Raw genomic sequence first — 13,717 nt, 5'->3', positions numbered from 1 at the left:
CTCTCCCTCTGGGAGAGGGAAAACTACGCCGGCCGTCTCGCCCGCAGCGCCTGGGCGATGGTCCCATCGTCGAGCCAGTCGAGGTCGCCGCCGACCGGCACGCCCCGCGCCAGCATGGTCACCGGCACATTGGTCTGAGCCAGGCGGTCGGCGAGGTAGTGGGCGGTGGTTTGGCCGTCGACCGTGGCCGGCAGGGCCAGGATCACCTCGGCGACCTCGCCGCTGGAGGCGCGAGCCAGCAGTTCGCTCACTCGCAGCGTCTCGGGGCCGACGCCGTCCAGCGCCGACAGCAGGCCGCCCAGCACGTGGTAGCGGCCCTTGAACGAGCCGCCGCGCTCCATGGCCCACACCGAGCCGACCTCCTCGACCACGCACAGCAGGCGCACGTCGCGGGTTCCGTCCGAGCACACGGCGCAGGGATTGGTGGTGTCGAGCGAGCCGCAGGTCGAGCAGGTCTTCACCTTCGCCTGCGCCTCGGCCATGGCGGCCGCCAGCGGCGCCAGCAGGGTGTCGCGCTTCTTCAGCAGGGCCAGGGCCGCCCGCCGGCCCGAGCGCGGTCCAAGGCCCGGCAGCTTCGACAGCAGGGCGATCAGGCGCTCGATCTCGGGTCCGGCGGAGGCGGCCATCAGCCTTTAGAACTTCATGCCCGGAAAGCCGCCCATCATGCCGGCCATCGGGCCGGCGGCCTCCTGCATCAGCTGGGCCTGCTTGGCGTCGAGCTTCTTCTTGGCGTCGGCGTGGGCGGCGACGATCAGGTCGGCGATGACCTCGCCCTCGCCCGGCTCGACCAGGCTTTCGTCGAGCACCACCTTGGTCAGCTCGCCCGAGCCGGCCAGGGTGACGGTGACCATGCCGCCGCCCGAGGTGCCCTCGACGCTGATCTCGGCGACGCGGGCCTGGGCTTCTGCCAGTTTCTGCTGCATGGCCTGGGCCTGCTTCATCAGGCCGCTGAGGTCTTTCATGGTCTGCTCCTCGAAAGGTTCTTTCCCTCCCCCTTGATGGGGGAGGGGCAGGGGTGGGGGTGGAAGCGCCGGCGGGTTCGAGCGCGGCCGAGCCGCATCCTGAAAAGCCGCATCACCCCCATCCCCGACCCTTCCCCCATCGAGGGGGAAGGGAGATGGCTAGTCCTCGACTTCGTCCGGCTCGATCGGCGCGGGTTCGGGGGCGAGGACCTTGCGGATCTCGACGATCTCGGTGCCCGGGAAGGCGCTGAGCACCGAGGCCACGAACGGGTCGGACTTGATGGCCGCCAGGGCTTCGCGCTCCTCGCGCTTCTGGCGCTCCATCAGGCTCTCGGCCCCGCCGCCGCCCTCGGCGGCGATCAGCCAGGGCTGGCCGGTCCATTCCTTCAGCGCGCGGACCAGGCGGCCGGCTAGGTTGCCGGGCGCGCCGGGGGCGGCTTCGAAGGTGATGGCGCCGGGGCGGAAGCTGATCGGGCGAACATACTGTTCGACGTCGAGCCGCAGACCGATGTCGCGCTTCTCGGCGATCAGCTTCAGCACGTCGTCGAACGAGGCCAGCACGGGCGCGGCGGGCGCCGCGCCGACGGCGGCCATGGCGCGCGGCGCGGCCGAGACGGCGCCGCCCGGCGCGGCTCCACCGCCCACCGCGACGCCGCCGCCCCCAGGGCCATTGGGACCACCCGGATTGCCGCCGTCGCGCAGGGCCTTCAGCGCGTCTTCCGGACCCGGAAGGTCGGCGGCGTAGCACAGGCGGATGATGGCCATCTCGGCGGCGGCCATGGCGTCGGGCGCGCGGCGCACCTCGTCATGGGCCTTGAGCAGCATCTGCCACAGGCGGGCCATGGTCCCGGCGCTGGTCTGGGCGCCGACCGAGGTCAGGCGCGCGGCCTGTTCCTTGGGCATCGACAGGGCGTCCGGCCCCAGGGCCTTGGCGACCGACGAGGCGTGGCAGTGGTCGAGCAGGTCGAGCATCACCACCACCGGATCGGCGCCGAAGCCCCACAGCTGGCGGAAGGTGGTCAGGGCCTCGCCCGGCTTGCCGCTCATCACCTGTTCGAAGAGAGCGATGGTCTGGCTGCGGTCGGCCAGGCCCAGCATGTCGCGCACGACGGCGGCGGTGACCGTCTGGCCGCGCTCGGTCTGGACGATGGCCTGGTCGAGCAGCGACAGGCCGTCGCGGGCCGAGCCTTCGGCGGCGCGGGCGATCAGGGCCAGGGCGTCGGCGTCGATCCGCGCCCCTTCCTTCTGCGAGATGCGGTCGAAGTGCTTGGCCAGCACGTCCGGCTCGATCCGGCGCAGGTCGAAGCGCTGGGTGCGCGACAGGATCGTCACCGGAACTTTTCGGATCTCGGTGGTGGCGAAGATGAACTTGGCGTGCGGCGGCGGCTCTTCCAGCGTCTTCAGCAGGGCGTTGAACGCCGCCGTCGACAGCATGTGCACTTCGTCGATGATATAGACCTTGTAGCGCGCCTCGACCGGGGCGTAGCGCACCCCGTCCAGCAGTTCGCGCATCTCGTCGACCTTGGTGCGCGAGGCGGCGTCGAGTTCCAGCACGTCCATGTGCCGGCCCTCGATGATGGCGCGACAGTGCCGGCCCTCGGTGGTCAGGTCGACGCTGGGGCCGTGGACGGTGTCGCTCTCGTAGTTCAGCGCGCGGGCCAGCAGGCGGGCGGTCGTGGTCTTGCCGACCCCGCGGACGCCAGTGAGCATGAAAGCGTGGGCGATGCGGCCGGTGCTGAACGCGTTCGCCAGCGTGCGGACCATGGCCTCCTGGCCGATCAGGTCCTCGAAGGTGCGCGGGCGGTACTTTCGGGCCAGCACGGTGTAGGCCGCGCCGGGTTCTTCCGGTTCGGGCTCGGGCAGGGGCCTGGCCGCCGGCGGGGCGGCGGCGGGAGCGGGCGCTTCGCCGAAGATGTCGGCCGTGTTCTCGTCGCGTTCGGGCGCCTCTTCGCGGTCAAAGGCGGGCTCGTCCCAGGGCGGGGCGGATTCGGGCGTGAGGTCGTGGTCGGCCATGGGCGCAGTCTAGAGCGTCGGGCGGCGCGGCAAAAGGCTCGCGCGCGCTCGCTGGCGTGGATGCTGACGATTTCGGGGAATAAGGTGGAGACCGGCAGACGACCCGAAGGTGATCTCGTTGTGGCTGCTGCCTCTCGGCCCTGACCAGGTTGGCGAGGCCATCGTCCGTCGCCGATCTCCGAGGGGGTATATCGCGACTCATCGACCGATATGCAAGCGCGCAGAGCGTCGCAGCCGAAAGTGGTCGCCGGTTTCGGCGTCCGCGACGCGATAAAACGAGAGGCCAGAGCGTCGCAGCCGAAAGACAGCGGGTTTCCGGTGGGCGAAAAGCCTTAACGGCAGGCGGTGACGACTCCGCGTCGCTGGGCTACAGATTCGCCCATGCCGCTATCCGAGATCGTCAACATCTTCGCCGGGAATCCGCTGGACCGCGCCAGCGAGCGTCGAGGCGACGCCAGCTGGATCGCCGAGAAGCTCGACGACGCCCAGTCCCTGGCCGTCGCCGTCTGGAACGGCAAGGTCCTGGTCGAGGACGCGCCGGGGGCTGATGACGAGCCGGGCGGCGTCCAGATCGCCTATCTGCGCGCCGACATGGCCAAGGAGTTGGCCGGCACCGACGAGCGCCTGCTGTTCATGGGTCTGTGGAAGGACATCGCGGTCTTCGCCGTCGACCTGGAGGGCGCGGCCGATCCGGCGGAGGGCGCTCTGCAGGGCCTGGGCCGGTTCGAGGAGCTGCGCGGCGCGGCCGCCACCCTGCCGGCGCCCGACGCCGGTATCCTCGGCACCGCCAAGTCGATGTTCGAGTGGCGGCGCAAGCATCCGTTCTGCGCCAACTGCGGCCAGAAGAGCGACATCGCCGACGGCGGCTGGAAGCGCATCTGCCCGGCCTGCCACGCCGAGCACTTCCCGCGCACCGACCCGGTGGCGATCATGCTGGCCGTCCACGGCGGCAAGTGCCTGCTGGGCCGCCAGGCCGCCTGGCCGCAGGGCATGTTCTCGGCCCTGGCCGGTTTCATCGAGCCCGGCGAGACCATCGAGGAGGCCTGCGCCCGCGAGCTGAAGGAAGAGGCGGGCCTCGTCGCCACCAAGGTCCGCTACCACTCCAGCCAGCCCTGGCCGTTCCCGGCCTCGCTGATGATGGGGCTGATCGCCGAGGTCGACAGCGACCAGGCCGCCCCCGACCAGACCGAGCTGGAGGCCGTCCGCTGGTTCGACAAGGACGAGGCGAAAGCCCTGATCCGCGGCGAGATCGAAGACGCCTTCGCCCCGCCGACGCTGGCGATCGCGCATCAGCTGATCAAGACCTGGTGCGAGTCGGACGACTGATCCTTCTCCCCTTGCGGGAGAAGGTGGCGGCGAAGCCGTCGGATGAGGGGTCTCTCAAAAGAAAACCGCCTCGCCCCGCCTGACCGCTCACGCAGCGTCGAGGTCTGAGAGACCCCTCACCCGACCCGCTTCGCGGGCCACCGTCTCCCGCAAGGGGAGAGGGATCAGGCGATGAGCTTCATCCACTCCCGCACCACCATCACCCCCAGCACGATCGTGCTCAGCGAAAACACCGCGAACCGCGCCAGCACGATGTTGACGCTGGCCTGGATCAGGCTGTGGACCACCCGCAGGCCCGCATAGGCCCAGGCCAGGCCCACCGCGACCGGATCGCCATGACCGGCCACGGCGATCGCCAGGGCCGCCGCGTAGAAGATCGTCGGCTGTTCCATCAGGTGGTTGTAGTTGTCGGCCGCCTGCCGGGCGGCGTCGGGCAGGCCGGTCAGCGAGCCCGGAAACCGCGCGTCCTGCGGCTTGATCCCGGCCTTGGTCATGGCCGGCAGGCGCTGGGCGTACATCCACAGCCACATCAGCAGCGACCAACTCACCAGCGCCAGCACTGGCGCGATCATCGTATTCATGGCGTTGCCTCCCCAGGCGTTCTTCTTTCAGGGAGGCTATCGGTGGAACGCCGTTCCGCGAAGCCTGACCTTGGGTCAGCGCTTCTTCAGGGTCTCTTCCATGCCCCGGCGGGCCAGTTCGTCGGCGCGTTCGTTGTGTTCGTGGCCGGCATGGCCCTTGACCCAGCGCCAGTCGATCTCGTGGCGCAGGCGGGCGGCGTCGAGGCGCTGCCACAGATCGACGTTCTTGACCGGGCTCTTGTCGGCGGTCTTCCAGCCCTTGGCCTTCCAGCCATGGATCCACTGGGTGACGCCCTTCATCACGTACTGGCTGTCGGTGTGCAACTCGGCCTTGGTCGGGCGATTGAGGGCCTCGAGCGCCATGATCGCGCCCATCAGCTCCATGCGGTTGTTGGTGGTCGCCAGGTCGCCGCCGCAGATTTCCTTGCGCTTGTCGCCGTACATCAGCACCGCGCCCCAGCCGCCGGGGCCCGGATTCCCGCGGCAGGCGCCGTCGGTATAGATGATCAGTTTCGGGGTCACTGCGAGGATCCGAACAGCGACAGGCCCTCGCGGTGCACCGCCAGCTTGCGCTCGTATTCCAGCGGATCCTTCGGACGCACCAGGGCGCCGGCGGGCGTGGCGTTCCAGTCGGCCAGGCGCGTCAGGAAGAAGCGGATGGCCGCGCCGCGCGCCAGGATCGGCAGGGCGTCGCGCTCGGCCGGGCTCAAGGGGCGGCGGCGCTCGTAGCCGGCGATCAGGGCGCGGGCGGCGGTGACGTTGAAGCTGCCATCGGCCTCGAAGCACCAGGCGTTCAGGGTCACGGCCACGTCGTAGGCGTAGGCGTCGTCGCAGGCGAAGTAGAAGTCGATGGTCGCCGCGAACTTGCCGTCGGTCTTGAAGAAGACGTTGTCGGGGAAATAGTCGGCGTGGATCGTGCCGGTCGGCAGGTTGCGCGGCCAGGCCAGGGCCAGCTCGGCCAGATCCTTGTCGATGACGGCCGAGAGGCCCGGCTTCAGGTCCTCGGCGGCCTGGCGGTGCTTGGAGAACAGCGGCGCCCAGTGCGGCTGGCCCAGGTCGTTGGCGCGGCGGCCGGCATAGCCCTCGCCGGCCAGGTGCAGCCAGGCCAGGCCCTCGCCGGCTTCGCGGCAGTGGGCGGGCGTCGGCTTACGCACAGACAGGCCCGGCAGGAAGTCGACGATGGCGGCCGGCTTGCCGCGCAGGGTCTTGAGATTGCGGCCCGCCTTGTCGGCGACCGGACGCGCCGAGGGATAGCCGCGGTCGGCCAGCCAGCCCAGGAGGTCGAGGAAATAGGGCAGGTCCTCGGGCCGCGCGCGGCGCTCGTAGACCGTCAGGATGTAGCGGCCGGTCTCCGTTTCCAGCAGGAAGTTGGAGTTCTCCACGCCCTCGGCGATGCCCTTGAACGCCAGCGGGGCGCCCAGGTCGTACTCGGCCAGGAAGGCTTCGAGCTCTTGGTCGGTGATGTCGGTATAGACGGCCATGGCGGCGGGATGCGGCGCCGCGCGCTGGCGGTCAAGCGGCTCCTGTCGGCGAGTGGTGGCCCGTGCTATGGTTTTGCCGGCAAGGAGCGCTCCATGATCGAACTCAAGATCGAGCAACAAGGCGAGGCGGTTAAGGTCGAACTGACCGAGGAACTGCTTGCCCTGCTCGGCGCCAAGGCGGGCGATACGCTGGTTATCGATGGTGAAGCCGGCGGCCCGTTCACATTGGCGGCGCGATCGACGAACGAGCGCTTCGAGCGTGGCCGGGCTTTCCTCGAACGTTATCGTTCGACCTTCGAGGCCCTGGCGAAGTAATCGCGCCCATGAGCGAGCCTGTCTGGATCGACGAAGCGCTGCTCATCCGCTGGCATGACTTGGTGCTTTCCGAAACGGGAGGCGCGAGCGGCGTGCGGGATCAGGGCTTGCTGAATTCGGCCTTGGCGCGCCCGGTCAATCGTCACGCTTATGAGAGCCTGTCGGATCTGATCGAACTCGCCGCCACCTACGCGGTGGCCATCGCTTCGAACCATCCCTTCATCGACGGCAACAAGCGCGCCGCCTTCATGGCGCTCGGCATGTTCCTGGAGGACAACGGTCTCTGGCTCGCGGCCGAGCCCGACGATGCGACAACGATCATGTTCGCGGTCGCCGCCGGCGATATCGGCATTGCCGAGCTGACCGACTGGCTCCGTCCGCGCGTCGTCGACGCGCCCTGACGTTTAAGCCGTTAAGCCGTCGTCAGCAGTCGCGGCAGCTTGAAGGTCACGGTCTCGCGGGCCTCGACCAGTTCCTCGATCTCCAGGTCGAAGTGGCCGCTGATGGCGTCGATGACGCCCTGCACCAGGTCTTCAGGGGCCGAGGCGCCGGCCGTCAGGCCCACGCTCTGCACGCCCTCGAACCAGCTCCACTCCAGGCCCGAGGCGTCGTCGATCAGGTAGGCGGCCTTGGAGCCGGCCTTCAGGCCCACTTCCTTGAGGCGCACCGAGTTGGACGAGTTGCGCGAGCCGACCACCAGGATCAGGTCAGACGCCTCGGCCAGCATCTTCACCGCGTCCTGGCGGTTGGTGGTGGCGTAGCAGATGTCTTCCTTGTGCGGGGCGGCGATGGTCGGGAAGCGCTGCTTGAGCATGGCGACGATGTCGGCGGTGTCATCGACCGACAGGGTGGTCTGGGTCAGGAAGGCCACGTTCGAGGCGTCCTGCGGCTGCCAGGTGCAGGCGTCGTCGATGTCCTCGATCAGGGTCACCGTGCCCTCGGGCAGCTGGCCCATGGTGCCGACCACCTCGGGGTGGCCGGCGTGGCCGATCAGCACGATCTCGCGACCGTTGTCGAAGTGCTTCTGGGCCTCAACATGGACCTTGGAGACCAGCGGGCAGGTGGCGTCGAGATAGATCATCTGCCGCGACTTGGCCTCGGCCGGCACGGATTTCGGCACGCCGTGGGCCGAGAACACCACCGGGCGGTCGTCGGGGGCCTCGTCCAGTTCCTCGATGAAGATCGCGCCCAGCGCCTTCAGCCGGTCTACGACGTGGCGGTTGTGGACGATCTCGTGGCGCACATAGACCGGCGCGCCGAACTTCTCGATCGCCCGCTCGACGATCTGGATGGCGCGATCCACCCCCGCGCAGAAGCCGCGCGGGCTGGCCAGGAAAAGGCGAAGCTTGGGACGGGTCGGCGCGGCGGTGCTCATGGCGCGGAACCTAAGCGTTCGAGGCCTTCGGCGCCAGACATGCGTGACGCGAGCATGCTCGACGCGGACGTTTGACGTCAGGCGTGAAACGCGAGCACGTTGCGAGGTCACGCATATGCCTTTATCAGGCTGCATGACGCCGGCTGGGGCACCTCCCGAACTGGCAATCCTTCTCGAACCGGACGTTTCATGCGCCGCACGCTTTCCGTCGCCCTCAGCGCCACGATGGCCCTGTCGTTCGCCATGACCGCCATGAGCGCTCACGCCCAGATGGGCGGAGGCATGGGCGGCCAGGGCGGCCCCGGTGGCGGTGGTCAGGGCGGCGACGACGACGGCGGCAAGAAGAAGAAGCGCGACGAGGAGTGGAACCAGCCCAAGGCTCCGCTGGCCCAGCTGCGCAACGCCGGCCCGTGCCCCTTCGTGAAGGTGCTGTACGACGCCAGCCGCTATGTCGAGTTCAAGGGCGGCAAGGAAAGCAGCGCCGCCGCCGGCTACACCGGCGAGATCCAGGGCGTGTCCTCGGGCTGCGCCTACAAGAACGACGAGCCGATCAAGATGCAGGTCGAGGTTCTGTTCGCCCTGGGCCGTGGTCCCGAAGCGACCGAGGCGCGCAAGACCTACCGCTATTGGGTGGCCGTGACCGAGCGCAACAAGGACGTGCTGGCCAAGGAATATTTCGACCTGCCCGTCACCTTCCCGGCCGGCGGCGACCGCGTCTACGCCACCGAGAATCTGCAGACCATCACCATCCCGCGCGCCGACATCAAGACGAGCGGCAGCAATTTCGAGGTCCTGATCGGCTTCGACGTCACCCCGGAAATGGCCGCCTTCAACCGCGACGGCAAGCGCTTCCGGGTCAACGCCGGCCAGACCGCCCAGGCCCAGCAAGCAGGGACTCCTCCTAAGCAATGAACGATTTGAAGCGGTCCTTGAGCGAGGCGGCCGCGGCCGCTTTCCAGGCCGCCGGACTGTCTCCCGACTTCGGGCGCGTCACGGCGTCCGACCGGCCCGACCTTGCCGACTTCCAGTGCAACGGCGCCCTCGCGGCGGCCAAGAGCGCCAAGCGTAACCCCCGCGAGATCGCCGTCCAGGTGGTCGACCAGCTGAAGGCCGATCCGCGCCTGGCCTCGGTCGAGATCGCCGGCGTCGGCTTCATCAACATGCGCGTCAGCCCCTCGGCCCTGGCCGAGCGGGCCGACCAGATCGCCGCCGATCCGCGCGCCGGCGCCAGCCTGCTGGCCGATCCGCGCCGGGTGCTGGTCGACTACGCCGGCCCCAACGTGGCCAAGCCGATGCACGTGGGCCACCTGCGCGCCTCGATCATCGGCGAGTCGATCAAGCGCCTGTACCGCTTCCGCGGCGACCAGGTGGTGGGCGACGCTCACTTCGGCGACTGGGGCTTCCAGATGGGCCTGCTCATCACCGCGGTGGCGGACGAGGACGCCTTCATCGCCGCCCTGATGGAGAAACTGCCGGACGCTCCGCGCGACTTCACCGCCGCCGACGAGGCCAAGGTGCGCGCCGAGTTCGCCGGCCGGGTGACCCTGGCCGACCTCGATCGCCTGTATCCGGCCGCCGCCGCGCGCGCCAAGGAAGACGCCGACTATCGCGACCGCGCCCGCAAGGCGACGGCCGACCTGCAGAACGGCCGCTTCGGCTACCGTCTGCTGTGGAAGCACTTCGTCGAGGTCAGCCGCGTGGCCCTGGAGCGCGAGTTCCACGCCCTGGGCGTCGACTTCGACCTGTGGAAGGGCGAGAGCGACGCCGACCCGCTGATCGCGCCGATGGTGCGCCAGCTGGAGGACAAGGGCCTGCTGGTCGAAGACCAGGGCGCCCGCATCGTCCGCGTGGCCCGTCCCGGCGAGACCAAGAAGAAGAAGCTGCCCGACGGCTCGGTGATCGAGGTCGAAAGCCCCGATCCGCTGCTGGTGGTCTCGTCGGAAGGCTCGGCCATGTACGGCACGACCGACCTGGCGACCATCCTCGACCGCCGCCAGTCGTTCGACCCGCACCTGATCCTCTATTGCGTGGACCAGCGTCAGGCCGACCACTTCGAGCAGGTGTTCCGCGCCGCCTACCTGGCCGGCTACGCCCAGCCGGGCGGGCTGGAGCACATCGGCTTCGGCACCATGAACGGCGCCGACGGCAAGCCGTTCAAGACCCGCGCCGGCGGCGTGCTGAAGCTGCACGACCTGATCGAGATGGCCCGCGAAAAGGCCCGCGAGCGCCTGCGCGAAGCCGGCCTCGGCTCGGAACTGTCGCCGGAAGCCTTCGAGGAGACCGCGCACAAGGTGGGCGTCGCCGCCCTGAAGTTCGCCGACCTGCAGAACTTCCGCGGCACCTCCTACGTCTTCGACCTCGACCGCTTCACCAGCTTCGAGGGCAAGACCGGTCCGTACCTGCTGTACCAGACCGTCCGTATCAAGAGCATCCTGCGCAAGGCCGCCGAACAGGCCGCCAAGGCGGGTCCGGTGATCGTGGCCGAACCGGCCGAACGCGACCTGACCCTGCTGCTGGACGCCTTCGAGGGCGCGCTGTCGGAGGCCTACGACAAGAAGGCCCCCAACTTCGTGGCCGAGCACGCCTACAAGCTGGCCCAGGGCTTCTCGAAGTTCTACGCCGCCTGCCCGATCCTGGGCGCCGACGATCCGGCCGTGCGGGCCTCGCGCCTGACGCTGGCCCAGACGGCGCTCAAGCAGCTCGAGCTGGCGCTCGACCTGCTGGGCGTGGATGCGCCCGAGCGGATGTGATGACCGCGCCCCTCTCCCCTTGCGGGAGAGGGTGGCCTCCCGGAGGGAGGTCGGGTGAGGGGTTGCACGTACAGAAACGCCGCGACAGCTGATCGGCTGTCGCGGCGTTTTGCTTTTGAGAGACCCCTCATCCGTCGGCCTTCGGCCGCCACCTTCTCCCGCAAGGGGAGAAGGATCAGGTGGTGGAAAAACCCTCGACGTTTTCGGTTTTCACGCGCTCTTCCAGCACCTTGCCCACCGCCACCCTGCGCAGCCGCACGTCGCGTACGGGCAGGTCCTTCTCGCCCTTGATGCGGCAGACGGATCCGGCCTCCTCGACCCGGACGTCGCTGACCCGCAGGCCCTCGATCGCCGTCAGCCGCCGCTCGTAGGTCGGGACCAGGGTGCGCCACTGGTAGAGGACGTCGGTGTCGACCGCGAGCACGCTGCCGGCGATCTTCGTGGCGCTGACATTGGTCATGTGGATGTTGCGGACGAAGCCGCCGCGCCGCTCGTTGGTCTTGACGAACATCAGGTTGGCGATCGGCACGGCCCAGCCGTCCTCGCCCTTTCCATCGCCGGTGAAGTGGCAGTTGTCGACGAAGACGTTCTCGATCCCGGCCGAAAGCTCGCTGCCGACAGCCAGCAACTGGTGGCCGTTCTTGATCTGGCAGTCGCGCATGACGACGTTGCGGGTGGGCGCGCCCAGGCGCCAGGCGTCCTGGTCGCGGCCCGACTTCACCGACACCGCGTCGTCGCCCTGGTCGAAGACGCAGTCCTCGATCAGCACGTTCCGGCTCATCTCCGGATCGACGCCGTCGTTGTTGTGGCCGTGGGCGCGGATCTTCACCCGGCGGATGACGACGTCGGTGCAGAGGAAGGGGTGGATCTCCCAGAACGGGCTGTCCTCGATGCTGACGTCCTCGACCAGCACGTGGCGGCAGCGGATGAACTGCACGAACTGCGGGCGGAGATTGGCCTCGCCGGCCGCCATCTGGCGCTCGTTCACCGGCTCGCCCCTGGCGGCCTTGTGATAGAGCGCGACCAGGGCGTCCATGTGCGGCTTGGGCCGCGCGTACCAGACCTTCCAGACGTCGAGCCTGGCCTTCAGCCTGCCGGGGCCGGTGATCGCCACGTTCTCGCAGTCGAAGGCGTAGACCAGCGGCGAATAGTTCCAGCACTCCAGCCCCTCCCAGGTGGTCTGGACGGCGGGCAGGTAGTCGGCGGGCTTTTCCGAGAACAGCAGGGTCGCGCCCTTGGCCAGGTGCAGGGCGACGTTGCTCTTCAGGTGCACCTTGCCGGTCGGCCAGGTTCCCTCGGGGATCACCACCACGCCCGCGCCGGCGGCGTTGGCGGCCGTGATCGCCGTGGCGATGGCGGCGCTCGTCCTGCTCTGGTCGCCCTGGTCGGCGCCGAAGTCGGTGATGGCAAAGCGCCGGGCGCTGGAGAAGTCGGGCACGCCGATGCCGGGCATGTCGAACGGCGCGGTCGGGCGGACGAGCTTGCGGGGGAAGGGCTTGGCGAGAGCCAGGCCCGGGATCAGCGGCGCGACCAGGCCGGCCGCCAGCGCCGTCCGTCGGGTCGGAAGGTGGATGCCCATGCCGCGTCTCCCAGAGCCGGGCGTCGAGCGCGCCCGTGATGGGGCATTGCTCGCATGATGGGACATGAAGTCAATATTTGAGAAATGATCCTTCTCCCCTTGCGGGAGAAGGTGGCGGCCGAAGGCCGACGGATGAGGGGTCTCTCAAAAGAAAACCGCCTCGCCCAGCCTGCAGCGTCGAGGTCTGAGAGACCCCTCACCCGACCCGCTGCGCGGGCCACCCTCTCCCGCAAGGGGAGAGGGATCTAAACGAGCCGTTCCAGTCCCGCCCGCGCGGCCTTCAGGAACACGCTCGGCAGCGCCGACAGCCCCTCGTGCGGGGTCCAGACGAAGTCGCCGGCGACGTCGGCCTCGGTGACCAGCACCCGCAGGGTCAGGGAGAAGTGGGTGAAGACGTGCTCCACCGCGCCCAGATCACGCCACGGCGCCAGGATCGGCGCGACGCGGATCGCCTCATCATCCGACCACGGACGATCTCGCCAGTCGGAGGTCGGCAGGCCCAGCATCCCGCCCAGCAGGCCCTTGTCCGGACGCCGCACCAGGGCCGTCTCGCCCCGGCGGCTGACCACATAGGCCACGCCGTGGCGGCGGGGCCGGTCGGCCTTCTTGGTCTTGCGCGGATAGGTCTCGGGCGCGCCGCCGGCCTTGGCCGCGCAGAAGGTCTCGACCGGGCAGCGGTCGCACAGCGGGGCCTTGGGCTTGCAGATCGTTGCGCCCAGATCCATCAGGGCCTGGGCCCAGTCGCCGGGACGCTCGTCGGTGACCAGTTCGCCGGCCAGGCGCTTCAGTTCGGGCTTGGCGTCGGGCACGGGGGCCTCGACCGCGAAGAGGCGCGCCATCACCCGTTCGACATTGCCATCGACCACATTGGCCTTGCGGTCGAAGGCGATCGCCGCCACGGCCGCGGCGGTGTAGGCGCCCACCCCCGGCAAGGCCAGCAGGCCTTCTTCGGTGTCGGGAAAGACGCCGCCGTGGTCATTGGCGACCGCGCGGGCGCAGGCCAGCAGGTTGCGGGCGCGGGCGTAGTAGCCCAGTCCCGCCCAGGCCCCCATCAGCGCGCCGTCCTCCTCGGCCGCCAGGGCCTCGACCGTGGGCCAGCGCTGGGTGAAGACCAGGAAATAGGGCGTGGCGTGCGGCACGGTGGTCTGCTGCAGCATCACCTCCGACAGCCAGACGCGGTAGGGATCGCTGCGCAGCCCCATGCGCCCGGCGACGGGGCCGGTTCGCCAGGGCAGGACGCGGGCCTCGCGGTCGTACCAGGCCAGAAGTGCGGAGCGGATCGCGGCGACGTCGGTCATTGTCGCCTCCTATCGCAAATCCGCGCGCGCGAGGGGA

Annotated in this window: 14 protein-coding genes and 1 other RNA gene; 5 read left to right on the top strand and 10 right to left on the bottom strand. The window is 69.3% G+C overall.

Annotated features, from left to right (window positions below):
• Positions 1-23 precede the first annotated feature (23 nt).
• From recR to ffs, 4 genes are all read right to left on the bottom strand, one after another.
• Positions 24-626 carry a recombination mediator RecR gene (recR, locus tag AC07NG_RS06775; protein ID WP_494592850.1) on the bottom strand — a complete coding sequence of 201 codons (603 nt, stop codon included), beginning with the start codon at positions 624-626 and terminating at the stop codon, positions 24-26.
• A gap of 6 nt (positions 627-632) precedes the next feature.
• Positions 633-962, bottom strand: coding sequence for a YbaB/EbfC family nucleoid-associated protein (locus AC07NG_RS06770; RefSeq protein WP_492855811.1), 330 nt, complete (start codon positions 960-962; stop codon positions 633-635).
• A gap of 159 nt (positions 963-1,121) precedes the next feature.
• Entirely contained in the window at positions 1,122-2,975 is a 1,854-nt protein-coding gene (locus AC07NG_RS06765) for a DNA polymerase III subunit gamma/tau (protein WP_494592848.1), read from the bottom strand.
• Positions 2,976-3,060: 85 nt separating this feature from the next.
• Positions 3,061-3,153: signal recognition particle sRNA small type (gene ffs, locus AC07NG_RS06760), an RNA gene on the bottom strand.
• 203 nt (positions 3,154-3,356) lie between these two features.
• On the opposite strand from ffs, the gene nudC reads away from it, so the two are divergent.
• On the top strand, positions 3,357-4,301 hold the full coding sequence (gene nudC / locus AC07NG_RS06755; protein WP_494592846.1) for an NAD(+) diphosphatase: 945 nt from the start codon (positions 3,357-3,359) through the stop codon (positions 4,299-4,301).
• 164 nt (positions 4,302-4,465) lie between these two features.
• Here nudC and AC07NG_RS06750 read toward each other — a convergent pair whose 3' ends face one another.
• The 3 genes from AC07NG_RS06750 to thrB form a co-directional block, all read right to left on the bottom strand.
• A complete protein-coding gene (locus tag AC07NG_RS06750) occupies positions 4,466-4,882 on the bottom strand; it encodes an MAPEG family protein (RefSeq protein ID WP_494592844.1) in 417 nt (138 codons plus the stop codon).
• Between the two features lie 75 nt (positions 4,883-4,957).
• Positions 4,958-5,404: a ribonuclease HI gene (gene rnhA, locus AC07NG_RS06745; RefSeq protein WP_110120061.1), complete on the bottom strand. Its 447-nt coding sequence runs from the start codon at positions 5,402-5,404 to the stop codon at positions 4,958-4,960.
• Positions 5,401-6,363 (bottom strand): homoserine kinase, encoded by a 963-nt coding sequence (gene thrB, locus AC07NG_RS06740; RefSeq protein ID WP_487292067.1) that lies wholly within the window; start codon positions 6,361-6,363, stop codon positions 5,401-5,403. The genes rnhA and thrB overlap by 4 nt, the downstream gene beginning before the upstream one ends.
• Positions 6,364-6,456: 93 nt before the next feature.
• Here thrB and AC07NG_RS06735 point away from each other — a divergent pair, with 93 nt between their 5' ends.
• Both AC07NG_RS06735 and AC07NG_RS06730 read left to right on the top strand, forming a co-directional pair.
• On the top strand, positions 6,457-6,678 hold the full coding sequence (locus tag AC07NG_RS06735; protein ID WP_492855806.1) for an AbrB/MazE/SpoVT family DNA-binding domain-containing protein: 222 nt from the start codon (positions 6,457-6,459) through the stop codon (positions 6,676-6,678).
• An 8-nt stretch (positions 6,679-6,686) separates the two neighbouring features.
• A complete protein-coding gene (locus AC07NG_RS06730; protein ID WP_492855805.1) occupies positions 6,687-7,079 on the top strand; it encodes a type II toxin-antitoxin system death-on-curing family toxin in 393 nt (130 codons plus the stop codon).
• Between the two features lie 11 nt (positions 7,080-7,090).
• Here AC07NG_RS06730 and ispH read toward each other — a convergent pair whose 3' ends face one another.
• Positions 7,091-8,053: a 4-hydroxy-3-methylbut-2-enyl diphosphate reductase gene (gene ispH, locus AC07NG_RS06725; RefSeq protein WP_494592840.1), complete on the bottom strand. Its 963-nt coding sequence runs from the start codon at positions 8,051-8,053 to the stop codon at positions 7,091-7,093.
• Between the two features lie 189 nt (positions 8,054-8,242).
• Between ispH and AC07NG_RS06720 the strand changes: the two genes are divergently transcribed.
• Both AC07NG_RS06720 and argS read left to right on the top strand, forming a co-directional pair.
• On the top strand, positions 8,243-8,965 hold the full coding sequence (locus AC07NG_RS06720; protein WP_494592838.1) for a Tat pathway signal sequence domain protein: 723 nt from the start codon (positions 8,243-8,245) through the stop codon (positions 8,963-8,965).
• Positions 8,962-10,803 (top strand): arginine--tRNA ligase, encoded by a 1,842-nt coding sequence (argS, locus tag AC07NG_RS06715; RefSeq protein WP_110120055.1) that lies wholly within the window; start codon positions 8,962-8,964, stop codon positions 10,801-10,803. Before AC07NG_RS06720 ends, argS begins: the two co-directional genes overlap by 4 nt.
• Positions 10,804-10,978: 175 nt before the next feature.
• Here argS and AC07NG_RS06710 read toward each other — a convergent pair whose 3' ends face one another.
• Both AC07NG_RS06710 and mutY read right to left on the bottom strand, forming a co-directional pair.
• Positions 10,979-12,382, bottom strand: coding sequence for a glycoside hydrolase family 28 protein (locus AC07NG_RS06710; protein WP_494592836.1), 1,404 nt, complete (start codon positions 12,380-12,382; stop codon positions 10,979-10,981).
• A gap of 245 nt (positions 12,383-12,627) precedes the next feature.
• Positions 12,628-13,680, bottom strand: coding sequence for an A/G-specific adenine glycosylase (gene mutY / locus AC07NG_RS06705; protein ID WP_492855803.1), 1,053 nt, complete (start codon positions 13,678-13,680; stop codon positions 12,628-12,630).
• Positions 13,681-13,717 lie beyond the last annotated feature (37 nt).

The sequence above is a fragment of the Caulobacter sp. GW821-FHT10C03 genome (genome assembly GCF_059415485.1).
The sequence above is the reverse complement of the archived record's forward strand: the minus strand, read 5'-3'. Positions and strand labels throughout refer to the sequence as shown.

Bases quoted from the DNA above. Each gene is read 5' to 3' on its own strand.
- recR (WP_494592850.1), bottom strand. From the start codon at position 626: ATGGCCGCCTCCGCCGGACCCGAGATCGAGCGCCTGATCGCCCTGCTG.
- AC07NG_RS06770 (WP_492855811.1), bottom strand. From the start codon at position 962: ATGAAAGACCTCAGCGGCCTGATGAAGCAGGCCCAGGCCATGCAGCAG.
- AC07NG_RS06765 (WP_494592848.1), bottom strand. From the start codon at position 2,975: ATGGCCGACCACGACCTCACGCCCGAATCCGCCCCGCCCTGGGACGAG.
- nudC (WP_494592846.1), top strand. From the start codon at position 3,357: ATGCCGCTATCCGAGATCGTCAACATCTTCGCCGGGAATCCGCTGGAC.
- AC07NG_RS06750 (WP_494592844.1), bottom strand. From the start codon at position 4,882: ATGAATACGATGATCGCGCCAGTGCTGGCGCTGGTGAGTTGGTCGCTG.
- thrB (WP_487292067.1), bottom strand. From the start codon at position 6,363: ATGGCCGTCTATACCGACATCACCGACCAAGAGCTCGAAGCCTTCCTG.
- AC07NG_RS06735 (WP_492855806.1), top strand. From the start codon at position 6,457: ATGATCGAACTCAAGATCGAGCAACAAGGCGAGGCGGTTAAGGTCGAA.
- AC07NG_RS06730 (WP_492855805.1), top strand. From the start codon at position 6,687: ATGAGCGAGCCTGTCTGGATCGACGAAGCGCTGCTCATCCGCTGGCAT.
- ispH (WP_494592840.1), bottom strand. From the start codon at position 8,053: ATGAGCACCGCCGCGCCGACCCGTCCCAAGCTTCGCCTTTTCCTGGCC.
- AC07NG_RS06720 (WP_494592838.1), top strand. From the start codon at position 8,243: ATGCGCCGCACGCTTTCCGTCGCCCTCAGCGCCACGATGGCCCTGTCG.
- argS (WP_110120055.1), top strand. From the start codon at position 8,962: ATGAACGATTTGAAGCGGTCCTTGAGCGAGGCGGCCGCGGCCGCTTTC.
- AC07NG_RS06710 (WP_494592836.1), bottom strand. From the start codon at position 12,382: ATGGGCATCCACCTTCCGACCCGACGGACGGCGCTGGCGGCCGGCCTG.
- mutY (WP_492855803.1), bottom strand. From the start codon at position 13,680: ATGACCGACGTCGCCGCGATCCGCTCCGCACTTCTGGCCTGGTACGAC.